Source organism: Pseudomonas sp. GM55 (genome assembly GCF_000282395.1).
GTDB classification, from domain to species: Bacteria; Pseudomonadota; Gammaproteobacteria; order Pseudomonadales; family Pseudomonadaceae; genus Aquipseudomonas; species Aquipseudomonas fluorescens_CC.
This window is the reverse complement of sequence record NZ_AKJJ01000150.1, coordinates 13,033-35,389: the sequence shown is the minus strand read 5'-3', so window position 1 is coordinate 35,389 and position 22,357 is coordinate 13,033. Positions and strand designations below refer to the sequence as shown.

18 protein-coding genes are annotated in these 22,357 nt (G+C 59.1%); 6 read left to right on the top strand and 12 right to left on the bottom strand.

All coding sequences use genetic code 11. The features are described 5' to 3' along the window. Window positions 1-576 precede the first annotated feature (576 nt). The 3 genes from PMI31_RS28625 to PMI31_RS28615 all read right to left on the bottom strand — a co-directional run bounded on the left by PMI31_RS28625 (window position 577) and on the right by PMI31_RS28615 (window position 4,344). Window positions 577-2,700 (bottom strand): TonB-dependent receptor, encoded by a 2,124-nt coding sequence (locus tag PMI31_RS28625; protein WP_008023529.1) that lies wholly within the window; start codon window positions 2,698-2,700, stop codon window positions 577-579. Between the two features lie 446 nt (window positions 2,701-3,146). Further along, window positions 3,147-3,692, bottom strand: coding sequence for a carboxymuconolactone decarboxylase family protein (locus PMI31_RS28620; RefSeq protein ID WP_008023527.1), 546 nt, complete (start codon window positions 3,690-3,692; stop codon window positions 3,147-3,149). Between the two features lie 34 nt (window positions 3,693-3,726). Then, window positions 3,727-4,344 carry a nitroreductase family protein gene (locus PMI31_RS28615; protein ID WP_008023526.1) on the bottom strand — a complete coding sequence of 206 codons (618 nt, stop codon included), beginning with the start codon at window positions 4,342-4,344 and terminating at the stop codon, window positions 3,727-3,729. A gap of 62 nt (window positions 4,345-4,406) precedes the next feature. Between PMI31_RS28615 and pdxR the strand changes: the two genes are divergently transcribed. Then, entirely contained in the window at window positions 4,407-5,888 is a 1,482-nt protein-coding gene (gene pdxR, locus PMI31_RS28610) for a MocR-like pyridoxine biosynthesis transcription factor PdxR (RefSeq protein ID WP_338010038.1), read from the top strand. A 149-nt stretch (window positions 5,889-6,037) separates the two neighbouring features. On the opposite strand, the gene PMI31_RS28605 is transcribed toward pdxR, so the two are convergent. Next, the gene (locus PMI31_RS28605) at window positions 6,038-6,910 is read right to left on the bottom strand and encodes an NYN domain-containing protein (protein ID WP_008023523.1); all 873 of its coding nucleotides are present in this window, start codon (window positions 6,908-6,910) and stop codon (window positions 6,038-6,040) included. Between the two features lie 242 nt (window positions 6,911-7,152). Further along, window positions 7,153-7,545 (bottom strand): MerR family transcriptional regulator, encoded by a 393-nt coding sequence (locus PMI31_RS28600; RefSeq protein ID WP_008023521.1) that lies wholly within the window; start codon window positions 7,543-7,545, stop codon window positions 7,153-7,155. A gap of 74 nt (window positions 7,546-7,619) precedes the next feature. On the opposite strand from PMI31_RS28600, the gene PMI31_RS28595 reads away from it, so the two are divergent. Together PMI31_RS28595 and PMI31_RS28590 are read left to right on the top strand one after the other, a co-directional pair. Next, on the top strand, window positions 7,620-8,687 hold the full coding sequence (locus PMI31_RS28595; RefSeq protein WP_008023520.1) for an SDR family oxidoreductase: 1,068 nt from the start codon (window positions 7,620-7,622) through the stop codon (window positions 8,685-8,687). A 178-nt stretch (window positions 8,688-8,865) separates the two neighbouring features. Continuing rightward, window positions 8,866-9,765 carry a DMT family transporter gene (locus PMI31_RS28590; RefSeq protein WP_008023518.1) on the top strand — a complete coding sequence of 300 codons (900 nt, stop codon included), beginning with the start codon at window positions 8,866-8,868 and terminating at the stop codon, window positions 9,763-9,765. Window positions 9,766-10,322: 557 nt separating this feature from the next. On the opposite strand, the gene PMI31_RS28585 is transcribed toward PMI31_RS28590, so the two are convergent. From PMI31_RS28585 to PMI31_RS28575, 3 genes are all read right to left on the bottom strand, one after another. After that, on the bottom strand, window positions 10,323-11,186 hold the full coding sequence (locus PMI31_RS28585) for a lytic transglycosylase domain-containing protein (protein WP_008023516.1): 864 nt from the start codon (window positions 11,184-11,186) through the stop codon (window positions 10,323-10,325). Window positions 11,187-11,513: 327 nt separating this feature from the next. Continuing rightward, entirely contained in the window at window positions 11,514-11,714 is a 201-nt protein-coding gene (locus PMI31_RS28580; protein WP_043302728.1) for a cupin domain-containing protein, read from the bottom strand. Between the two features lie 206 nt (window positions 11,715-11,920). Further along, window positions 11,921-15,313 (bottom strand): Ig-like domain-containing protein, encoded by a 3,393-nt coding sequence (locus PMI31_RS28575; RefSeq protein ID WP_008023512.1) that lies wholly within the window; start codon window positions 15,311-15,313, stop codon window positions 11,921-11,923. A gap of 253 nt (window positions 15,314-15,566) precedes the next feature. On the opposite strand from PMI31_RS28575, the gene PMI31_RS28570 reads away from it, so the two are divergent. Then, complete coding sequence (locus PMI31_RS28570; protein WP_008023511.1) at window positions 15,567-16,289, top strand: GNAT family N-acetyltransferase; 723 nt, start codon at window positions 15,567-15,569, stop codon at window positions 16,287-16,289. A gap of 146 nt (window positions 16,290-16,435) precedes the next feature. On the opposite strand, the gene PMI31_RS28565 is transcribed toward PMI31_RS28570, so the two are convergent. Further along, window positions 16,436-16,876: a hotdog fold domain-containing protein gene (locus tag PMI31_RS28565; protein ID WP_008023509.1), complete on the bottom strand. Its 441-nt coding sequence runs from the start codon at window positions 16,874-16,876 to the stop codon at window positions 16,436-16,438. A 165-nt stretch (window positions 16,877-17,041) separates the two neighbouring features. On the opposite strand from PMI31_RS28565, the gene PMI31_RS28560 reads away from it, so the two are divergent. Next, window positions 17,042-17,662: a TetR/AcrR family transcriptional regulator gene (locus PMI31_RS28560; RefSeq protein WP_008023508.1), complete on the top strand. Its 621-nt coding sequence runs from the start codon at window positions 17,042-17,044 to the stop codon at window positions 17,660-17,662. Between the two features lie 296 nt (window positions 17,663-17,958). Here the strand turns inward: PMI31_RS28560 and PMI31_RS28555 are convergent, their stop codons facing one another. Together PMI31_RS28555 and PMI31_RS28550 are read right to left on the bottom strand one after the other, a co-directional pair. Beyond that, window positions 17,959-19,089 (bottom strand): DmpA family aminopeptidase, encoded by a 1,131-nt coding sequence (locus PMI31_RS28555; protein ID WP_008023505.1) that lies wholly within the window; start codon window positions 19,087-19,089, stop codon window positions 17,959-17,961. A 155-nt stretch (window positions 19,090-19,244) separates the two neighbouring features. Further along, a complete protein-coding gene (locus tag PMI31_RS28550; protein WP_008023504.1) occupies window positions 19,245-20,348 on the bottom strand; it encodes an extracellular solute-binding protein in 1,104 nt (367 codons plus the stop codon). 110 nt (window positions 20,349-20,458) lie between these two features. Here PMI31_RS28550 and PMI31_RS28545 point away from each other — a divergent pair, with 110 nt between their 5' ends. Then, complete coding sequence (locus PMI31_RS28545) at window positions 20,459-21,232, top strand: helix-turn-helix transcriptional regulator (protein WP_008023502.1); 774 nt, start codon at window positions 20,459-20,461, stop codon at window positions 21,230-21,232. A 27-nt stretch (window positions 21,233-21,259) separates the two neighbouring features. Here the strand turns inward: PMI31_RS28545 and PMI31_RS28540 are convergent, their stop codons facing one another. Further along, the gene (locus PMI31_RS28540) at window positions 21,260-22,201 is read right to left on the bottom strand and encodes a class I SAM-dependent methyltransferase (RefSeq protein WP_008023499.1); all 942 of its coding nucleotides are present in this window, start codon (window positions 22,199-22,201) and stop codon (window positions 21,260-21,262) included. Window positions 22,202-22,357 lie beyond the last annotated feature (156 nt).

Below are 22,357 nucleotides of genomic sequence, written 5' to 3'. Positions count from 1 at the left end.
GAAGCTCACTTACCGACTTCATGCATGCGATAGCCAAAATCGAATTCTGCCCGCTCGGTGCGATTGTTAACGCTTGAATCGAACTGGCATTAATTATCGGAATGGCTGCTGATCGCTCATGCAACTGCGCAAGCTGACTCCACAGCGCTGGCGCTGTTGTTCCATTGCATCTAACTGAATTGAGTTGTAACGCGGCCGGAACACTGGGTGCCGGATGAACTGCGTTACTTTTTGCTGCCTGCGTTTATCCGCCTGCGCAAATTCTACGCTTAGATGGATATCCCCCGACCTTGGTGGAATAAATCGAGTTGCGATTTTACGGGTATTTACTGCGCGCCAAACTCGATGGATGAGTATGGTGGCTATTCTGCTTGAAGTTTAGGTAGTTGGTCGATTGAGTTAGTTGATTTTCACCTAAGAGGAACTCTGAACAGCCCCATTCGATCTGATCGATACACTGAGCTGATACACTGTTGTTATTTTGATACAACTACCGCACATATCAGAAACATATGAAGCCTATATCAAAAAAGCCCGGCGGTGTCGCAGTACCGGGCTTTGTTCTGAGGACCGTACTCAGAATCGGTAGTTGGTGCTCAATTCCAGAGTCCGTGGTGCACCGGGTGTGATCAGATCCACGGAGCCATGCGCCGAGGCGTAATAGTCCTTGTCGAAGACGTTACGCAAGCGCAGGGCCATGTCCCATTTCGGCAGGTTGTAGAGCAAGGCTGCGTCCACCGTGGTGTAGGCCGGCATGACCACCTGGTTATCCAGGGCGGTGTAACGGTCATCGACATAGTTCGCCCCCATGCCTACTCGCCATTCCTGTGTCAAAGAGCGTACCAGCCACAGATTGGCACTGTGGCGCGGGGTCAGGGTCGGAGTCTGACCTTCGTTGGCGACACCGTTGGTACGGCTGTTGGATTGGGTGATCTCGGCATCCAGATAGGCGTAACCGGCATAGACCTGCCATTTGTCGCTCAACTGTCCGCTGGCGGTCAGTTCGAGACCATCGGTACGCTGCTCACCCGCCAGTACCAGTTTGCTCGGGTTCGCCGGATCGGTGGTTTTCATATTGGTGCGCTCCAGACGGAACAGCGCCGCCGTCAACGCCAGGCGATTGTCGAGCAGGTCCCACTTGCCGCCGATCTCGAAGTTGGTGGTCTCTTCTGGTTCCAGGTCCTGGTTCGTCGTACTCAGGGCGAACATTTCAGCGGAAGGCTGGTAGGAACGACTCACCGAGACGTAATAGGACTGAACCTGATCAGGCTGATAAACCAGGCCGACTCGCGGGCTCCAGGTGTTATCGGTTCGAGACAGGGAACTGTGCGTCAGGTCGTCGGAGTATTCCTGGTCGAACACGTCATAACGCACGCCCAGCAGCGCCTTCCACTTTGGCGCCAACTCGATGAGATCCTGGACGTAGAAACCGGCCGTGTCCTGGGTATTGGTGCCCTTGGCGGTTTGCCGGTTGGCCTGGAACGGCACGTCGATCAGGCCATCGCGGTACACCGGAACCTGCGCTACGTTGTTCTGGCTGAACACGGACTGATCCTTGACCTGACGCCCAAGTTCCACGCCATAGAGCAGGTTGTGGTTCATGCCGGCGAGCGTAGCCTGTTGCTTCAGCTCGGTCTGGTTGAACCAGCCATCCTCCTTGCGCTGCACATTGCCACGGTTGAGCTTGACCAACAGTTCGCCGTTGGCGGCGGTGACGAAGCGTGTCGGGCTGGAATCGGCGAGTGTATTGTTGCGATCCAGGTCGTAGTGGTAGTAGCGGCTGGTGTTGCTCAGGCTGAAATCGTCGTTGATCCGGTAGTCGATACCGGCCGTGAACGAAAACACCTCGCTGCGGGTGTAGTCGTCATCCGGGTCGGCAGAACCGAAGCGTTTGGCGCGGTCCACATCGACCGGACGATCGCCTCGCGCCGGGATGCCGAAGTCGATCAGGCGCCTGTCATACAGATAGCTGGCACCCAGGTTCAATTCCAGGTCGTCGGAGAGCTTGAAGTAGGCCGAAGGCGCAATGGCCTTGCGGTCGATATAGCCGTCATCGCGGAAGGTGTCGCTGTTTTCCAGTGCACCGGTCACCCGGAACGCCTTGTCGCTCTGCTGTTGATCGGCCCAGCCAGCGTCGAACTGCGTGCGCTTTTTACCCTCGCTGTCGAAGCTGACACCCACTTCCTGTTTGGGGGCGAAGTTGGGCTTTTTGCTGATGCTGTTGATCAGGCCACCGGATGAGCCGCGGCCATAGAGCACCGCTGCGGGCCCCTTGATCACTTCCACGCGTTCGACATTGGACAGATCGCGGAAGTACAGGGCGTCGTCACGGATACCGTCGATGTACATATCGCCGATGGCACTGAAGCCACGGATGGTGACCTGATCGCGCTGGCCATCGCCATTGGACAGACCGATCCCCGGGACATTCTTCAGCACGTCTTCCATCGACTGCGCGCCCTGGTCCTTGATCACGCTCTGGGGAATCACGTTCACCGTTTGCGGAATATCACGTAGCGGGGCATCGATCTTCAGCGCACTCCTGCTGTCGGTCGACATATAGCTCTGCTCGTTGTACTCACTGTTTACAGCAGTTGCCGGCAGGGTCAGAGCAGGCTCGGTTTCTGCCTGTAGATCAGGTACGACCAGAACGCCCAGCAACGACAGAGAGGCTGGGTAAATGCGCGATAGAGCCACCATGGACACCTTTTGTGTGAAATTTCGCGCGAATAATAACGATTATCTTTTGTAAGTAAATACATATCATTTCCATACAAGCGGCTGGCTAAAATCAGAACGATCGTCTCAATTTTCTCTATCGGCTGTACTTTCAGGGGAGGAAGGTACTTCGCCGCACCAGGTTCTGTTGCGTCTGGCATCAGGTAACTACCTGCCCACGATGGCTGCTAACAGAGCGCATTCAAATGACCGGCCTGGATTGTGGATTCACTGGGCACGGACGACAGTTTCTGGCCGGTTGCTGCCTGTCACGAAGGGCGTGAAGCTGACGTTAGGGAAAGGTCCAGGGTACATACAAAAAGCCTGGACGCTTTCCCAACACTCTTTCTTGGGGGCATCCAGGCTTTTGCGTAATGCTCGAATCAGATGACACCTCTTGGGAGATGGTCGATGCGAGCGGATAGAGCTCAGATCGAGCCAGCCGGCGTAACGGCAGGGAAGTCCTTCTCGGGATCGAACACGTTATTGAAAAAGTTCGTCAGGGAGTACATGGCCACCAGCGCGACAATTTCCATGATATTCGCATCGGTGTAGCCCGCATCGCGGACGGCTTTCAGATCAGCGTCACTGACCTTGCCTCGAGACTCGATGACTTTGTGCGAGAACTGGAGGGCAGCGTCGCGCTTCGGATCGGGGGCATGACCCTTCCGAGCGAGAATGATTTCATCGGCCGACAGCTTGGCCATATGCTCGGCCGTAAAACTGTGAACCGTCAGGCAGTAGTTGCAGCCATTCGCTTCGGAGACTGCGAGGCCGATACTGTCACGCGTCTTCACATCGAGCGCTTTGCTCAAGGAGCCGAGCAGAGTAGCCCATGAGTTGAAAGCGATTGGACTCTGCGCGAAGGTCATCATCATGTTTGGAGTGAACCCGATGTTCCTCGTGAACGCATCGAGAGTCGGTTTCGAATCGGCCGGCACTTGTTCCGGCTTAAGAACTGCACTTCTAGGCATTGTAGTCTCCGTAAATTGCTGGGTTTATTAACAGTTAAACGAGATCCAACACATCAGACAGCGGACGGCGCGGCTTCTGAGCCCAGTTTCCTGGACGCTCCGCGCCTATAGACAACAACATGACCGGCACTTCGTTTTCAGCCAGTCCGAACTCGCGGGCCACCGCTTCGGCATCGAAACCGATCATCGGCGTCGAACCCAGGCCTAGCGAGCGGGCGGCATAGATGATCGCCGACGCACCGAAGGTGCCCGTGCGTACTGCCTCGTCGCGCTGGCGTTGTGGGTGCTCTAAATACAAATCGCGTGCAGGGAGTTCCCAATCCGGCACCATCGTTGCGAGCATGACGCCCGCTTCCACCAGCGGTGCAAGGCGTTCCGGTATGACGCTGGAATCGGCCAGTTGGCCGCAGATGATGAAGGTAACGGCTGCTTCAGTGATCGGGGGCTGATTCCAGGCGATAGGACTCAACCGGGCTTTGGCTCCAGGCGTACGTACCGCGATGAAGCGCCAGTTCTGTATATGGAAGGATGTTGGTGCCGTGGTGCCGATTCGCACCAACTCACGGATTTGGTCGTCGCTCAAAGTGGCGGCAGGGTCGTAATACTTGGCGGCACTGCGACTCACGATACATTCGATGACGGCGTTGGTCATGATGGTTCCTATGGTTGAACGGGGAAGATGCTCCGTCTTGGTCTTTAAATCTTGTACTGTCGATGGTACGAATAAAAGAACCAAGATCCCCTACCTTTGTGTGTACCAAGAATATGAATTCAGACCTGCAAATTCAGCTCGACCGGACAGCAAAGCTGTCCCTGTCAGAGCAAATTCGTATGAGTATCAGCAGGGCAATAGAGTCAGGCCTACTCACACCAGGTACTCGATTGCCTTCGTGGCAGGATCTTGCCGCGCACCTTGGTGTGTCGCGCGGGACCGTTCAAACGGCGTATGAACGATTAGCCGACGCCCAAATGATCGAAACGTTCGGAGCAAAGGGCACACGAGTGGCGCCACGCCCCCGTGCAGCGACGGCTCAACCGGCACCACCGGAGCCTGGAGCTTTTATGAGCGCCTATGAGCGGGTGAACACTGGACCCGCGATCTTTCAGCTCGGCATTCCAGCGTTTGATGGCCTGGAAAAGCTTTTCGCACGTGCGCGCTCGTCCAATCTGTTGAAAGCAGGATCTTTCTCGTCACTGATCTATCCCGATCCTCGCGGGGAATATGAGATGCGTCGAGAGATTGCAGGCTATCTCTCCATCTCCAGAAACCTCCACTGCTTCCCTGAGCAGGTGTTCATCACGTCGGGATACAGCTCCGGCTTAGGACTTGCACTGCGAGTGTTAGGTCTGGACGGTAAGAAAGTTTGGATGGAAGAGCCCGGATTCTTTCTTACCCGCAAGGGGCTGGAGCTCGCTCGTTTGAATGTCATTCCGATTCCGGTGGACGCCGAAGGCCTCAATGTGGACTACGGAATCGAGAAGGCCGCGGACGCTGCATTAGCCGTCCTGACCCCCGGTCAACAAGCTCCCTTGGGCTCGACTCTGTCATTGAGGCGACGGCTTCAACTGCTCGAATGGGCGGTCTCCAACGACGCCTGGATCATCGAAGATGACTACCTCAGCGAGCTGCAACTGGAAGGCAGGGCGGCCCCTGCCTTGGCGTCTTTGGACGAGGGCAAACGGGTTATCCACATAGGTTCTTTCAGCAAGACTGTGAGCCCGGGGCTGCGACTTGGATTTGTTGTAGCGCCAACCGAACTGGTTACTGCGTTCTCCGAGGTGGCTACGACGCTTGCCCCCGCGCCTTCACCCGTCATTCAACTCGCCACGGCTCAATTTATGCGTGATGGCCACTACATTCGCCGTATCCGTCGGCTCAAGCGCCTGTATTGCGCCCAGCGTGACGCGCTATGCGAGCAGTTACGAATGCGCGATGCAGAGTGGGTCAAGGCAGGCCTGGCTGTACTTCTCAGACTCCCCGACGGCGCACCCGACGTGCAAATCGTTCGGGAAGCGATGACCTTTGGCATGGCCCCATCGCCTTTGTCAGCGTGGTTCGCGACGCCGTCCGGGAGCTCCTCTGGCCTGTTGCTCGGGGTTGCCACAGCGCCTGAACCTTACCTCGCTACATCGTGCCATCGATTATTCGAGATCATCGGGCGATATTGCGAGCCCGGTGTACGAGGCATCACATAAGAGTAGGAAGGAAACTCCAGTGCCGGCGGGGCCCCTTATAGATGAGCCAGAGCATGTAGAATCGACGATGCTGGCAATTGGCAATTATTGTTGGTGAGCCCACTTTCCGCTCCTGGCCTATTTCTGTCTTCCACGACCACCTGAACGATTTAGCCAATCTGTTGCATCGACCGGTTGAATCCACAGCCAAGAGCGGTCGTTGGTGTCGGGTGCTTCGAGCTCGGCTGTCGGTGCCGGGCATAGAGTATTGAACCACCCACTCCCGACGTTCCTCTAGTTTGCAGTTCAAACGTATCCGGATACCCCTTGATCAATTCACTGAGCTTTTTATAACCATGGGTGCGAGGGTCGAACTCAGGTCTCAATTTGCTGATGTTGGTGCCCAGCGCACCCAAGTGAGCCCAGCCGTCCTCGTCGGCAATGTCATCCAAGATCTTTGCGATGAAACCTACTGGTGCCTTGGGTAGCTTTTTTACTTCGGGCGTACTGGCGACTTTGACGGCCTCGATTCCGGCGGGTGGTTCGGGTTCGGGTCGATCATGTCCATTGCTTGCAGCAACAAGCACTTCACCGCGCAGCAATTCGGTATAGATGAACTTGTCGCAGGCCGACACGAACGGTCTAGGGGTTTTTCCTTCACCAAACCCGTAGACCGTCAATCCTTCTTCTCGTAACCGCGAAGCGAGGCGGGTGAAGTCACTGTCACTCGATACCAGGCAGAAACCGTCGAAGCGTCGGGTGTACAGCAGGTCCATTGCGTCAATGATCAAGGCACTGTCTGTTGCATTCTTACCTTTGGTGTACGCGAACTGTTGGATAGGCTGAATCGAATGGTCGAGTAGCACCTTTTTCCATCCACCCAACTGAGGGCCAGTCCAATCGCCATAGATCCGCTTGACGTTGGCGACACCGTACTTGGCGATTTCTTCGAATAAACCTTCGACAATTGCTGCGGGGGCATTGTCGGCGTCGATTAACACTGCCAAGTGTTTTTGCGTGGGGGTGGGTGCGTGGATGGCCATGGGTCGTCCTTGAGTTGAGGACTTCAACATACCGTTAAATCACGGGTGAACAAAGGGATCACCGCTTCGCGCTAGAGAGCGTGTTTTGCCAAAAGCTATGGGTTTGCGGTGATGTGCAAAGCGGAACGATTTAGCCAATCTGTTGCATCGACCGGTTGAATCCACAGCCGATTTCTGCCCATCGTGACAGGAAGAAATCGGCCAAGAATGGTCACCGAGATGCGCCGGGAAAACGTGTTGGTTTAATGGGTGGAAGAGTTGCTCAGCTGCTGAAGCTCAAGTTGCTTGGCAGCACTGGCTTCGAGGGTTGCACGCTCTTCATCCAGATACCGATAAATGCTTTGGAGGTTGGCGATTTTCTGTTTGATTTCTGCCATCTTCTTTTCAATCAGCTTCGCGCCGTCAGCACAATCGATCAGCTTATTCCGCTGCGCATCCAGAATCTCGCCTATTTCCCCCAGGGAAAACCCCATGCTTTGCGCGCGCTGGATAAAGTCCAGATCCTGTAGAGTTTGCGCTGTGTAAACGCGATATTTGTTAGTTTGCCGCAGCGGTGAGATCAGGCCGATTTGCTCGTAGTAACGCAGCGTATGGCGGCTGGCGCCGCTGCGGGCCTCGATTTCGCCGATTTTCATGAAAACACCGCTTGACTATAGAGTTAGGTCGATAGTTTACGCTTGATTTCTCACCTTAAACAAGGAGCAGGGAAATGAGCGTGGAGTGCTTTGTCACGGGGGGGACCGGCTTCATCGGTCAACATTTGGTGGCGTACCTAAGTGCAAAAGGCCACACCATTCGGGTGTTGATGCGTCGCCCAGAGCGACTAGCTGCACTGCGGGAGCAAGTCGACAATTTGGGAGGGTGCGCAACCCGGGTATTTGCCGTAGCTGGCGATCTGGAACGGGACAACCTCGGGCTGAGTCTTGCTGACCGAGAAGTGCTAAGGCACGCCAGAGTCGTATTCCACCTGGGCGCCCACTTCGCTTGGGGGCTTTCAGTGGAGCATTCTCGTGCGGTGAATGTGGAAGGGGCAAAGCGCGTGGCGCTGTTGGCGGCTGAGCAAAAAAGCCGGTTGGTGATGCTCGGCGGCTACATGCTGAAAAATCATGAGCATCTGCAACGCATCGGAATTGATCCTCGTTATCCGGAGCTGACGAATTGGCCTGCCGTCTACCGACATGTCGGTGGTTACGAGGGGAGCAAGCTGGAGGCGCATTTTGCGACCCTGGAGGTCATGTCCGCCAAGGGCGGGGAGATTACCGTTGTCCACCCTGCGACGGTTTGTGGCCACAGCCGCACGGGGCATATCCTTGACGGTCAGCCGCTGGTAGAGCTGATACGCAACCTTGTGCAGGGAAAGCTGACTGCAGTGCCCGGTACCGCCGAGCACTGGCTGCCACTGGTCACTGTGGATTACCTGGTTGAACTGGTGGCGGTTTGTGCTTTTGATCCTGCCATGGTGGGCCAGGAACTGCTGGCGCTTGATGACCAAACTCCCAACTTGCGAGAACTCTTGGTACAGGTGGCACAACCTTTGGGCTTAAAGTCTCCCAAGCATTACATTTCACTCCGATTGCTGAAGTTGCTACTGAGTATTCCTCCCGTCGCGCGGTTTTTGAATACAAAACCCGAAGCCTTGGACTTTATCCAGACCACTCGTTTTGATACAGCGGCGGTCGAGCAATTTGCCAACAGGCATGGAATAGCCAAACCGGATATACGTCAGTCTTTGCAGCACACTGCAACGTTCGTCAACTCATACATAGCCAAGGGCTAGGTCCTCTGACTCCTCCCTTGTCGACGACAAGAAGGCGCATAGCATCCTACTGGCCGATCCAGCGCTTATGCCACAATAAATACTGGGGTTGGCGGGATCTTCGTATCCTCAAACTTTGCGCCGTCGATATAGGGCGGCATTCTATCGAACGACAATTCAGCGACAGGGATCGTCATCAATGCAATCTACTTTCAGCAAAGGCGTCATATTTGCACTCTCCGCTGCGGCACTGAACGCAACGATCGGTGTACTCAGCAAAGTACTCATGAGTAATGGTTTTACCGCTAGCAGTGTCGCTGTCATCAAGACCGTACTTGGTTGCGTGCTTCTCTCGATCTTACTGTTTTTCCTCAAGCGCCCGGCGGCGTCGACCAAATGGACTCAGGCGGCTATCTGCGCATTCCTTGGCATCTTTGTGCTGTTCCATTTCGAAACGTCCGCCTATCGACACTACGCTGCGGCAGGTGTGGTGGTGGTGCTGATGGCCAGTGCCTCAATTTCCTCGATCATTCTGGGGCGCATTTTCCTCAAGGATGCCATCACCGCGAACGCTACCGTTGGTGCCGCACTGGCTATCGCTGGGATCTCGGTGATCTTCGGCGGCGACCTGCAGCAGGGCTTTACCCTGCAAGGTGCTGCGCTCGCCTCCATGGCCGGCTGCGGCTATGGGGCCTTTTCGGTTGCCATGAAGCGTATGGGTGTGTCGGGGGGGCTGCACTTCACCCGACAATTGTTGTTCTTTGGCAGCCTGTACCTGCTGATGCCGGCTGCGGCCGATGGTTTCGCGATGGGCGAGCTGTCGCCGCTGGCGATCGCCGCGCTGCTGGCGTTGGCCACGCTGCCGACAATCCTGGGCTTCTTCTGCACCACCAAGGCCATCGAGTATCTCAAGCCATCCCAAGTGCAAGCGCTGGAGCTGACCGAGCCACTGTTCGCCGCGCTGCTGGCGTTTGTGGCGCTCAATGAAGTACCGCGCGAAAGCCTGTACGCGGGAGCGGCACTGATCATCGTCGGCCTGTGTTTCTCCAATGAACTAATCCGCTTGGGCAGTAAAGCATCCGTCCCTTCGACCGAGTGAGCTATTTTCGGATCCTGATTACTTTAGCAATCAGTGGTTTTTAAGTGTTTTGAGCGACCGACCGCTTCTGGCCGATTCTGTTGAAAAAGTCGGTTCGCCCAAACAGCCTGGTCATTGACTGGTTGAAACGCTTTTTTGCACACCGCTACGTGAAATCTGAGTCCGGGAAGCCTCTGCCGAAAGTAAAGGTTTCAATCTCGGACGCATACTTTTCTGCTGCGGAAACCATGGTCGACTTTTTCAACTGAATCGGCCGATTTCTGCCCCTCACGGAGGGCCGCTATGGGTCCAGGCTGTGTGAAAACGCATGCACCGTTTCGTAGTCTGCATTGCTACGTAAATTCTGTCGGCGTTTGGTTCATCAGCAGACCGGAAATTTGCGTAGGAACGCGATTTTCGTTCCAGTCCTGACTGTCAAACCTGCTCTAAAACGTTTTCACACAGCCTGGGTCGATAGCTACCGGTGAGCGTGGAAGTTCGCTTGAGCGATTCCCCGCCCGACGTATTGATCAAGCGCGGAACCTGATTGCTTTCGTAGGGCGGATAAAGCGCCAGCATTATCCGCCGTGGAGGGGCCGGCGTATTACCTGTTCCGGGTTATGCGCCCTACGGTACTCGCGATGGTTGCGATAGCGTTCGGTCAAGGACTGCACGAGGGTGACGTAGGATTGCGTCTCGGCGTAGGGAGGCACTCCGTTGTACTCGACCACGGACGCTTCGCCGGCGTTGTAACCTGCCAACGCCAGCATCTGGTTGCCGTTGAAGCGCTTGAGCAGCCAGGCCAGGTAGCGCACGCCGCCACGAATGTTCTGTCGTGCGTCGAACGGATCGTCCACGGCGAAGCGCTCGGCGGTGGCGGGCATCAACTGCATCAGCCCCTGGGCGCCGGCTTCGGAAATGGCGTTGGGGCGAAACGCCGATTCGGCATGTATCACTGCGCGGACCAGCGCCCTGTCGACACCATAATGGCCCGAAGCGGCTTCGATCTCCCGCCGATAGGAATGGGTGTCCAGGCGCAGTGAGGCGACCTTGAAATCCTTCGGCGCCATGCACAGATAGCAGCCCTTGATGTAATAGAGCTCAAGGACATCGACCCTTGCGGAAATCCCGACGGGGCGCCGGCTCACATATTGACGTTTACCCCTGTAGATGAAGGTCCACACCCGAATCCGCACCGCGCCTGAGTCGTCGTCCCGCACAACCCGTGGCAAGGCCATTGCCTTGGCGCCGACACCGGCGTCCGCCATGCCATTGAGGCGAGTGCAGCGGGCGCTGGCGATGGCTTGACTGGTGTAGCTGATGGCTCCGTCCCTGGCTTGGCACTTGAACATGGCGCTGGCGCACAGTGGAGCGACCAGCAAGGCCAGCTCGATGCAGCCAAGAAGGCTCTTGCGAGCCCATCGCCATGCTCTGGAACTCATCACATCGCTCCGCGCCGCAGGCGCCGATCAGGTCTGGGGCGCCTGGCCCGGGCGCTACCTTTGGAGGGCCTGTTCCGGGTGACCCGCCTTTTGATCTGATAGTTATACCCCTTGTAACCGGCCTTGGGACTTGCGTTGACGTACGGGCTGCCGGCATTCCCCGGCGAGGCGCAGGCCTGATTGCTCGCACGAGGCGTCGTCCCGGCTTGCCAGGGCCGGGTGCAAGTCCGATCCGCGGGTGGCGGACCCGGAGCCGGGACAGGACAGGACAGGACAGGCCCAGGCAGGCGACGGCAAAGTTGTCATCGTTATCCGCCCGGACCGAACTCATCCGAGAGTGAAATACACCTTGCGCACCGGCGTGATGTTTTCCCGGGTTCCCTTGAATCCCGCCGCCGCCACCACGAACGAATCCCCCGGCCCGAAGGTCTTCGCCACGCCGTCCGCATCGGTCAGGCGCACGGTACCTTCGAGGATGTGGCACATCTCGTCGCACTCGCACTCGCACTCGCATCTCGGTCTACGCACTGACCGAAATACCGCTGCTTCCTGCGAAGACCCAGCGGTTCATCGAGTTCATATGCGACCGTCTCAACAGTGCTGAATGCCTGACGACTGGATAGGGGGCATCCCGACGCAAACGAATGTCTCCTTCTGGCTGTGGATTCAACCGGTCGACGCAACAGAAGGGCCTCAAAAACCTATGAGGCCCTCATCGCTAAGCAGGTTGTAACTCAGCGTGCCACGATCGGTACTGTAACGGTTTTGCCAAAGGCCGATTTGATGGTCGCCGTCGGGCTGGGCGACGGGCCACTGCCGACGGTCGTCACCGCTATCTGCCAGCTCGCGCCTGTCGCCGTAGGCGTCAGGGTGGCGGTACCAAGGTTCACCGTACCGGTTGTGGTCGTGGCAGTCGCCGTGATGGTATTGCCCGTGCCACGCGAGGTGGTGCCGGACAGGACCCAGTAGTAGCGGCTGTTGCTGCGGGCGGTGACGGTAGCGCTGGTGACGATCAGGTTCTCGACGACCGCTGCCGAGACTGCCACGGACACCGTCGCCGGTGCCGACTCCGCACCCTTGGTATCCGCGGCCTTATAGGTAAAGGTCGCGGTGAACGGCGCGGGGACCGTGGCCGGTGGTGTGTAGGTCACGCGCAGACCATCGGTGCTGACCGTGCCCTTGCCGGAGTCCGGTTGCGCCAGACCCACCACTTTAAGTGGCACGTTACCGTCAGGGTCGCTGTCGTTGGCCAGGACGTTGATGGTCAGCGGTTGGCCGTTGTTGCTGATGGCGCTGTCGGGGTTGGCGATCGGGTTTTTGTTATCGCCATCGTTGGCACGGGTATCGCCAGTGCGGAAGGTTGGCAGCGCGGCGGAGTTGACGTAGTTGACGCCATCCCAGCCGGGCAGGGGCGTTGGCATCAACTGGAACTGGCCAGGGTGTTCGACATCCCAGCGCAGCAGCATGGAGGTGTCCTCGTGCTGGGTGTTGTGGCAGTGCTCCATGTAGGTCCCGGCGAATTCACGGAAGCGGATCGCCATTTCCACATCCACCGAGCTGTCGATGCCCTCGCTGATGCGATAGACGTCCTTGCGCGCCCATTTTTCCCATTCTGGCGGCGGGTTGCCATCGCGGTGGAGGATGATCCCCTCTTCGAAGTGCACGTGCACCGGGTGGTTCCAGCCGTTGCCGCCGCTCTTGATTTTCCACACCTCAAGGGTGCCGTCGCCGGAGAAGCCGGCATCGGTCGGGCCGTTGGCCAGTTGCGGAGCGGCGCTGATGATCCGAGGGTCCATGGGGTAGCCGAAACCACCGTCGGTCTTGATGGTCCAGGGTGCTGTGTCGGTACCGTCGGAGCGACCGAAAATGAACTCGCGATGCCGCGCCACCTTCAGTTTGGCCTGCATCGCCGGATCGTCGCGGTTGATCGTCAGCGGGATCATGACCTTGCCGGCCGGTTTGCCCGGTTTGGCGGGTTCGTAGTCGGCGGGGTTCATGCTCACGTCCTGGCCGGCATAAGGCTTGACCACCAGCTGCAGGAACTTGCCCACCGCCGGGTCGCCGTTGTCCCATTCCAGCCCTTTGCTGCCCAGCTTGAGCACCGCTTTGTACTTCCCGGACAGCACATCGGCCAGGCTCAGCGGTGTAGCCTCCGGACCCTTGCCGGACTGGTGGTCCATCAGGTTGACGAAGTACAGCTTGTCGCCGACGCTGATCCCGTTTTTCGCGAAGTTGACGATGATGTCGTAACGCTCGGCGATGCCCATGGTGGGCAGGATGGCGTTGTGGTTCTGCATGTCGCCGTCACCGTCCAGATCCATGCTGCCGTCGAACGGCACAGCGTGTTCCATAAGGTTGCCGTCGTTGGCGATCAAGTGAAACGGCACGCGGGTATAAGACACGCCTGAACCTGCCGGGCCAGGGAATTCGCCACCGGTGCCGGCGACTTCACGCACCAGCGCGATCCTGAAGTAGCGCGACACCGAGCCATTGAGGATGCGGAAGCGATAGCTGCGTGCGCGCACATTCAGGCGCGGCTGGTACTGCCAGTTGACCAGGATCTGATCGCCGAGGAAACCGTCGGTGTTGAACGGGTTGAACCACAGCTGGCCATTGGCGTCCCAGGCCTTGTCGGCCACCATCAGGTTGACGTCATAGTCGCGGTTACCCCAGGGCAGGGCCGAACCGCTGGGCAGGCGCAGGTTGACGCCGTCTTCCAAGGCTTCGTTACCGCGATCCAGGGCGCTGTAGTAGTTCATCATCACCGCGTTACCCTTGTAGACGTTCTGTGCGGTGAATTCGTTCATGTGGTCATGGAACCAGTGGGTGCTCATGGTTTCACGCCAGTCGCCACGGATCTTGATGCTGCCGTTGTTGCACGTCTTCAGGCCCGGAGTGGCATCGTTGACATACAGGGTTTCGCCCGGGGCGCAGGGGAACGCCGCGCGCGGATCTTCAGCCTTGGTGTTGATGGTGTCGTAGCCGGCCAGTTGTATCGGCCAGCGATAGTCGTAGTACTGCCCCGGAAAGAAAAACGCATTGGCAAAGCCGTCGCTTTCGGCCGGGGAATGGCCGTTGTGTTCGTGGGTGGTGAGGGTGTGCAGGCCAAAGCCCATGTTGGCCGACGGATCGATCGGCAGAGCGTTGTAGTGACGCATCAGCGTCGGTTGGCCGTAGCGTACCATCAACAGTTTTGCCGGAAAGGTGCCGTCGAAGGTCCAGAGCGACTTGTGGTTCTGAATCGGCATGTTGGGGTGAAAACGGGTATTTATGCCTTTGGTGGTGCCCGCGATGATTGGAGCGTCCGAGGTCTGGTTGTAGAGCCCGCCAGGCCCGAACTCACCGACGGCGTAGTTGTGCAACTGGCGGCGGTCACGCATGCCACTGTTGGGCTGGGCGCCCGCTTGCGCGGTCTTGAAGGCGACCTGTGGGTAGAACTCGTTCCAGCGCTGGTGCGACCAGCCTTTTCCTGGCGGACGACCTTCGGCCGGCGAGCCGACCGGATGGCGGTTGAGGAAGGCTTCGATCTGAGCTTTCCACGGGTTGCGGTCCAGCACGTTGGAGTACTGCGACGGAAACGGGTACAGCCCGGGCTGGCGCATGAAGGCTTCCAGTGCCGAGGGTGAAGGGCCGCTGCGGGCGATGTTGTTCGGGTCCTGCGTGGGCGCCGGGCCAGCGAGCGGAACCGGGAAGGTCATGGGCGGTGCCGGCAGTGAAGGGTCGAGTTTTTCCGTGCCGAATTCTTCGAACAGCAGCAGTTGCTGGGTGTACGGCTGCGCCCCGAACAATGGGCTGGGCTTGCCATTGGTGGGGATTTTGAAGGACGTCTGCAGGGCTGGTGGCAGCACGTTGTCGGTCGCTGTCGTGGTGTTGCGGGTGCCAAAGGCGCCATTGGGCAGGGCGATGGCACCCTGGTTGGCGGGTGGCATGGCCAGTATGGCATCCAGCGCGGCCTTGGGGTCGGCCGGCGGGTTGGTATACGCCGAAGGATCTGTTGGCGGCGGCTGGCTGACATCGTCAAGCGGTACGGCGTTGGCGTTGCCGAGGCTGATGTTGATCAGCATCACAGCGGCGATGCCCGGTTTCCTGAAAAGGCCAAGCGACTTGATGTCAGGTGTGTTTTTCATCTTGTATCCCTCGGGGCGCGCCGGTGTGGCTGACGTTCGCAAATCGTTCTTTGCAAGAGCTGCGCCAATCGCGGTGGGATCCGAGGGGTAGGAAAAGTTGTTTTGTATCAAAAGATTGATGGCTGGTGGCTATCGCGCCGCAGTGGGGGGGGATCCTCAATGTTGGGGGCCTTCACCCACCCGTTCCCCCCACTGCGCAGGGGTCAGGCACGCTATGATAGGCGGCCCTTGCCTCCCGGAGCCTGTCACCGCAATGCCCCTGATCAGCCACTTCAAGACCCCGTGCCCCGAGCACATCAATAGCCAGATCCTGCAGATGGTGGTCGACAACCTGACCGACATCAGCATGGTCGCAATCCCGCCAAGCAACCTGCTGTACAACCTTTACCAATACGCGATCGGCTTTGAGGTGCACCTGTATCTGCAAGCGCTGAACGGTGAAAAAGGCATTGCCGTGGAGTTGATCGTTGCCACTGACGAAGACGACCCGCAAAAGGTGATCGGCTTTTTGCTTTACCTGCCGGTGCAGGACGACCCCGAGGCGTGTGGCGTGGCGTACATGGCGGTGCAGGCCGAGTATCGGCGCCAGGGCGTGGCCCGGCGGATGCTGCGGGAAATGGTCGGCCGCTATCCCCATGCCGAGCTGACCTGCGCGGTGGCCAAGGTGCCGTATTTCGAGGCGATGGGCTTTCAGGTGGTGGGCGTGCGTGCGACCCAGGTGTTGATGAACACCCGCGACCACGCCACCGATGGCTTGATGGCGCTGCTGGATGTGGCGTCGATCTACAGCTCGCTGGAAGTGCGGCAGATTCATACCTATTTGCTGCAAAAGCATGGCAAGCGGGCCATGACCGACGCGGAAAAGCAACGCGACCGGCACCTGGACCAGTTGACGCACAAGGCTCAGGAGTTTGTGCGGGGGCGGCTCGGAGACGATGCCGTACCCGCTAGCGGACCTCGATTGCGACTGGTCTGACGGCATTCTGGCCAACACCGCAAATCCCCTGTAGGAGCTGGCTTGCCAGCGAAGGCAACCTCAAGTCATGCGCTGTTGCTGGAGACGCCTTCGCCGGCAAGCCGGCTCCTACAGGGATCGGTTGTCCGCGAGAGTCGGGTCAGCGTTTAAGTCAGCTTCACATTCATCGTAATCCGCGCCGTGAACACCTTCTTGCCCTCGGCATCGTGAACGTCCACCGGCACGATCTTGTCGCCTTCGGTGGTCCAGTCCACTGCATCCCCCTCGGCTACCGCCGTTACATCGCTCTTGGCCTTGGCCAGGTATTCGACGGTCATGCCTTTGGGAATCCAGCGTGCGCCGGCGGGGATGGAAACGTCGGTCATCATCCCGGCGGCCAGTTCGGCGGCGTTGCACATCGCAATCGCATGCACCGTACCCAAATGATTGGTGATTTCCCGGGCAAACGGCACGTGCACGGTGGCGCTGCCTTTGCGCAAGTCCTTGACCAGCGGGTTGATGGTGGAGAAGTAGGGCGCCACCTGGCAGGCCATTTTGCTGAACGCTTCTGGGCCTGCACTGCTGAACATGCTGAGGAACTGACTCATTTTGATGCCTCTTGAGGATGACAGTTTGCAGAACAATATTCTTTAACAGAATAATATTCTGTGACGGAACAGTATTCTGTCGAGGAGAAATCTGTCAACCTAGCGCCACTTGTTCGTTGGCAACCGCCAGCTTCCACCGATGACTTTTCTGGACTGTCTTTCAGCATGGAAACCGCCGATCTGCTCGAACGCTGCTACCCCGGACGACGCGCCGAACTCAAGCGCGACATCTTCAGAAAGGCCCTCGGCCTGTTCAACGAACAGGGGATCGAGGCCACCACCATCGAAATGATTCGCGCTGAATGCGACACCAGTGTCGGCGCGATCTATCACCATTTCGGCAACAAGGAAGGCCTGGTGGCGGCGCTTTTCTTTACCGCTCTGGATGATCAGGCCCGCTTGCGCGACAGCTACCTGGCTGACGCACACACCACCCAGGCGGGGGTGCATGCGCTGGTGCACAGCTACGTGGATTGGGTCGATAGCCAGCCGGAGTGGGCGCGGTTCCAGTACCACGCGCGGTTTGCCGTCACCAAGGGGCCGTTCAAGGACGAACTCGCCACCCGCAACAAGATGCGCAACAAGCAGTTGCTGGCATGGCTGGGCGCACAGGGTGACGAGCTGGGCGGTTTTCCGGCGGAGTTGATACTGTCGTTGATCATCGGCCAGGCAGACAGTTACTGCCGCGCCTGGTTGTCGGGCCGGGTCAAGGGTAGCCCGAAGGCGTACCGGGACATCCTGGCGCAGGCGGCGTGGCGGTCACTGTGCATCCCCCAACCCCAATGAATATCCCCTGTAGGAGCTGGCTTGCCAGCGAAGGTGGTGTGTCAGCCAACAATTATGGCGACTGACACGACGCCTTCGCGGGCAAGCCAGCTCCTACAGTAAACAGTGATGGTTTTCAGAGGCAAAAAAAGAGCCTCAAAGCTCTTTGATGGGGAGGAAGTAGAGCCATTGAGGCTCAAGATGCGCATGAAGCAGGCGGTGAGCTTGGTAGGGGTTCAGTTCACTCACCACCTGCGCAGCAGCTTGAGCAAACAAGCGACTGCGCAAGTTCATCCTAAAAAGACCTAGTGTTTCACTCAAGTACCGCTAGTCGCATCCCCCGGCCAGCCGGCGCGACGCAACGCCTTGAGCAAGGTTTCGGCATCCAGTCCCGGTACCGCATGCCCGTTGCCTTCGGCGGTGTCGGCGGCGAGCAAGGCATTGATGATGGCTTCTTCCACGGCCTCGGTGGCGGCCAGGAACAGCTCGCTGATGTGGTCGTTGTTGACCATGCTCAGGTTGTGGGTGGTTGGCGCTTTCTTGCTCTCATAGGCGGCCGGGGGTACGTGATCGTTACCGGTGGCGAAGGCGATGAAGATGTCGCCGCTGTGGTCTTCATTGCCGCCGCCGGTGCGGGCCAGGCCGAGGCTGGCACGCTGGGCCAGGCGCGTGCACTGGTGTGGCAGCAACGGCGCATCGGTGGCCAGGCAGACCACGATCGAGCCCATGCCCGGATGGGGCAGCGAGGCCTTGAGGAACGGCGAATCGACCTGTTCCATGTAGCGCCCGACCGGATACCCGTCAACGCGCAACTCATTGCGAATGCCGTGGTTGGCCTGGACAATCGCCCCGACTGTCCAGCCGCCCTGAACGCTGTTCAACCGTCGCGACGCGGTGCCGATGCCGCCCTTGAACTCGTGGCAGATCATGCCGCTGCCACCGCCGACATTGCCTTCGGCCACCGGACCGCCCACCGCCGAACGCACGGCCTGGGCCACGTGTTCCTGCTTCACGTGAAAGCCGTTGATGTCGTTGAGCAAGCCGTCGAAGGTTTCCAGCACCACCGGCATGTTCCAGTAGAGGCGCCCGTCATCCGGTTGCTGCTCGCGGTCGATCACGATCAGCGCATCGCGCACCACGCCCAGGCTGTGGGTGTTGGTAAAGGCGATGGGGCTGGTCAGCAAGCCTGCTTCGCGAATCCACTCCAGCCCCGTTGCGTCGCCGTTGCCGTTGAGCACATGCACGCCGGCAAAGCACGGTTGCTGGCTGGTGGAGCCGGCGCGCGGTTCGATGACGGTGACGCCCGTGAGGATGTCGCGGCCGTTGGCAGTGCGTCCTCGTACATTGCTGTGGCCGACCCGTACGCCGGGGACGTCGGTGATGGCATTGAGCGGGCCGGGTTGCAGTTGGCCGGTCGGGATGTTCAGGTCGCGGGCACGTGGTTTCATGGTTTTCTCATCTTCGATTCGTGGCAGGAAAAATCTGTGGGGCACTGCAGGTCCTGTGGGAGCGGGCTTGCCCGCGATAGCGGTATGTCAGGCAACATTGATGTTGAATGTAATGGCCCCATCGCGGGCAAGCCCGCTCCCACAGGGGGGGGTGGTCACTGACCGTTCTTGACCTTGCTCCAGATTCGCGTGCGCACACGCTCGGTAGCGGGCGGCAGTGGCTGGAGGGTGAACAAGGTGGCCATGGCTTCGGCGGGCGGATAGACGGCCGGGTTGCTGCGGGTCGCTTCGGTCACCAGCGTGGTCGCGCTGCGGTTGCCGTTGGGGTAGTTGAGGTGGTCGCTGACCGGGGCGATGACCTCAGGGCGCATCAGGTAGTCGATGAAGGCCAGCCCTTGTTCCGGGTGCGGGGCGTCCTTGAGCAGTACCAGCGTGTCGAACCACACCGGCGCACCTTCCTTCGGCAGGCTGTAGGCGATTTTCACGCCGTTGCCGGCCTGCTCGGCGGTGGTCTTGGCTTCGAGCATCGCGCCGGACCAGCCGACCGCCACGCAGATGTTGCCGTTGGACAGGTCGCTGATGAACTTCGACGAGTTGAAGTAGGCAATGTGCGGACGCAGCTTGAGCAGCAACGCTTCGGCCTTCTTGTAGTCCTCGGGGTTGGTGCTGTTGGGCGGCAGGCCGAGGTAGTGCAGGGCAACCGGCAGCATCTCTGACGGCGAGTCGAGCATGGCCACGCCGCATTCGCCGAGCCTGGCCAGGTTCTCTTCCTTGAACACCAGGTCCCAGGAGTCCACCGGCGCCTTGTCACCCAGCAGCGCGCGCACCTTGTCGATGTTGTAGCCGATGCCGTTGGTGCCCCACAGGTAGGGCACGGCGTACTGGTTGCCCGGATCGTTGTTGGCCAGTTTCGCCAGCAGATCGGTGTCCATGTTCTTGAAATCCGGCATCTGCGCACGGGGCAGGGGGGCGAGGGCGCCGGCCTTGATCAGCGTGGGCAAACTGAAGTTGCTGGCCACCACCACGTCGTAGCCGCTGCGGCTGGTGAGCAACTTGCCTTCGAGCACTTCGGCGCTGTCGAAGGTGTCGTAGACCGGCGCAATCCCGGTGTCACGCTTGAAGTCCTGCAAGGTGGTGGGGCCGATGTAGTCGTACCAGTTGTACACGTGCACCGTCGGGGCTTCGACCGCAAAAGCCGACAGCGATACCGCCAGACAGGCGCCAAACCCCAGATTGAAATACAAGCGGTGACGACTCATGATGCGGCACTCCTGGCCTGTTGCGGCCGGTGGTAATCAGGAGTTTGCAGCGTATCGACCGGGGTGGCCTTCACCCATTCCCATCATGGGTTACTCAAAAGGGGTAGTGCGTGGACGCGTTGTTGAAAGAGTTGCCGGTGCACCAGGGGCTGGCGCGAGTCTTCACGGCGGTGGGGCGGGACGCTTTCTGGCGTGCGCTGGTGGATACCCTGCGGTTGCTGGTACCGCTGGACAACGCGCTGGTGGCGCTGATGCGGCCGGGCCATGTGCCGCGCCTGCTGATTGATTTCGACGCCAAGGGCAACGGTGACGAGCAGGAAGAACTGGCGGACTACCGCGCCGGCATGTACCTGCTCGATCCGTTCTATCAAGCCGCTTGTGCGGGCATCGCCGACGGCTTGCACAACCTTGATTCGGTGGCCCCCGACCAGTTCCAGCACAGCGAGTATTACCTGAGTTACTTCAGCACCGTGGTCGGTGGGGACGAGTTGCAGTTCATGGTGAACCTTGACGGCGCCGTGCTCGGCCTGTCCCTGGGGCGGTCGATGCGCTTCAGCCTCGAGGAACAGGGCCGCCTGCTGTGTGTGCGTGACTGGGTGCTGGCGGCGATGCGCCGACACCTGGATTTGCTGCCACCGGAAGGGCCGGTCGCCGAACCACCGGCCGGCGATCTGGCGACCTTGCTCGATCGCTTCGACGCGCGCCTGACCCTGCGGGAAATCGAAACCGCGCGCCTGATTCTCCAGGGCTTCTCCAGCAAGGCCATCGCCCAGCAAATGGGCATCTCCCCGGAGACGGTGAAAGTGCATCGGCGCAACCTCTATCACAAGCTCAACGTGAACGGGCATGGCGAGTTGTTTGCGTTGGTGTTGCAGCCGCGGTGATCTGAGTCAGGCTACAAAACGCGGAACTCAGTCTCCCAACCTGAACACCAACGCCTTCAACCCACACTCGACATCGGCATCGGGAAACTCCGGCGGGTTCTCCAGCCGCTGCACGAACTGAAGGCTCGGTGCTTCGCGGGTGACACCATCAATGAGGAAGTCGGCGCCGAACGCAGGGTCGTTCATGCACGCCAGCACAGTGCCCTGTGGGCCGAGCAATTCGGGTAATCGGCGCAGCACGCGCTGGTAGTCCTTGGTCAGCAGGAAGCTGCCTTTCTGGAACGACGGCGGGTCGATGATCACCAGGTCGTACGGCCCCTTGCTGATCACCTTGCCCCAGGATTTGAACAGGTCGTGGCCGAGGAAACCGACCTTGCTCATGTCGTGGCCGTTGAGCCGGTGGTTATCACGGCCACGGTTCAGGGCCGGGCTCGACATGTCGAGGTTGACCACGTGGCTCGCACCGCCTTCGATGGCTGCCACCGAGAAGCCGCAGGTGTAGGCGAACAGGTTCAACACACGCTTGCCTTCGGCATTGGCCCGCACCCAGTCGCGACCGTAGCGCATATCGAGGAACAGCCCGGTGTTCTGTTTGCGCCCCAGGTCCACCCGGTACTTCAGGCCACCCTCGGTGATGGTCATTTCCTCGATGACTTCGCCGAGCAGCCACTCGGTGGTGCTTTGCAGCAGGTAGCGGTGTTGCAGCAACAGGGTATGCGCGCCGGATTGCGCCCACTGCGCTGACCGGGTGATTGCCATCAGCACCTGTTTCAAGCCTTCCAGTTGCTCAGCTTCCGGTTCCTTGAACAGCGCCACCAGCACCACGCCCTGCAACCAGTCCACGGTCACCTGCTCCAGCCCCGGCCAGCAGCGGCCACGGCCGTGGAACAGGCGGCGGGTTTCTGCGGGGGCGGTAGCCAGGGCGGTGAGCACCTGCTGGTTGAAGATGGCGAGGGCTTCAGGGTTCATCGGGTCGGGTCGATCATTTGTTGGGGGGCGGCATTTAACCATAGTTGAGTCATTGCACAGTAATCACAGACGACTCAATCCCTGTGGGAGCTGGCTTGCCAGCGATGAGGCAGTGTCAATCGACATTGATGCTGGCTGACACACCGCCATCGCTGG

Bases quoted from the DNA above. Each gene is read 5' to 3' on its own strand.
- PMI31_RS28540 (WP_008023499.1), bottom strand. From the start codon at position 22,201: ATGAACCCTGAAGCCCTCGCCATCTTCAACCAGCAGGTGCTCACCGCC.
- PMI31_RS28555 (WP_008023505.1), bottom strand. From the start codon at position 19,089: ATGAAACCACGTGCCCGCGACCTGAACATCCCGACCGGCCAACTGCAA.
- PMI31_RS28605 (WP_008023523.1), bottom strand. From the start codon at position 6,910: ATGGCCATCCACGCACCCACCCCCACGCAAAAACACTTGGCAGTGTTA.
- PMI31_RS28585 (WP_008023516.1), bottom strand. From the start codon at position 11,186: ATGAGTTCCAGAGCATGGCGATGGGCTCGCAAGAGCCTTCTTGGCTGC.
- pdxR (WP_338010038.1), top strand. From the start codon at position 4,407: ATGGTACGAATAAAAGAACCAAGATCCCCTACCTTTGTGTGTACCAAG.
- PMI31_RS28550 (WP_008023504.1), bottom strand. From the start codon at position 20,348: ATGAGTCGTCACCGCTTGTATTTCAATCTGGGGTTTGGCGCCTGTCTG.
- PMI31_RS28595 (WP_008023520.1), top strand. From the start codon at position 7,620: ATGAGCGTGGAGTGCTTTGTCACGGGGGGGACCGGCTTCATCGGTCAA.
- PMI31_RS28565 (WP_008023509.1), bottom strand. From the start codon at position 16,876: ATGAGTCAGTTCCTCAGCATGTTCAGCAGTGCAGGCCCAGAAGCGTTC.
- PMI31_RS28560 (WP_008023508.1), top strand. From the start codon at position 17,042: ATGGAAACCGCCGATCTGCTCGAACGCTGCTACCCCGGACGACGCGCC.
- PMI31_RS28570 (WP_008023511.1), top strand. From the start codon at position 15,567: ATGCCCCTGATCAGCCACTTCAAGACCCCGTGCCCCGAGCACATCAAT.
- PMI31_RS28625 (WP_008023529.1), bottom strand. From the start codon at position 2,700: ATGGTGGCTCTATCGCGCATTTACCCAGCCTCTCTGTCGTTGCTGGGC.
- PMI31_RS28615 (WP_008023526.1), bottom strand. From the start codon at position 4,344: ATGACCAACGCCGTCATCGAATGTATCGTGAGTCGCAGTGCCGCCAAG.
- PMI31_RS28575 (WP_008023512.1), bottom strand. From the start codon at position 15,313: ATGAAAAACACACCTGACATCAAGTCGCTTGGCCTTTTCAGGAAACCG.
- PMI31_RS28590 (WP_008023518.1), top strand. From the start codon at position 8,866: ATGCAATCTACTTTCAGCAAAGGCGTCATATTTGCACTCTCCGCTGCG.
- PMI31_RS28600 (WP_008023521.1), bottom strand. From the start codon at position 7,545: ATGAAAATCGGCGAAATCGAGGCCCGCAGCGGCGCCAGCCGCCATACG.
- PMI31_RS28620 (WP_008023527.1), bottom strand. From the start codon at position 3,692: ATGCCTAGAAGTGCAGTTCTTAAGCCGGAACAAGTGCCGGCCGATTCG.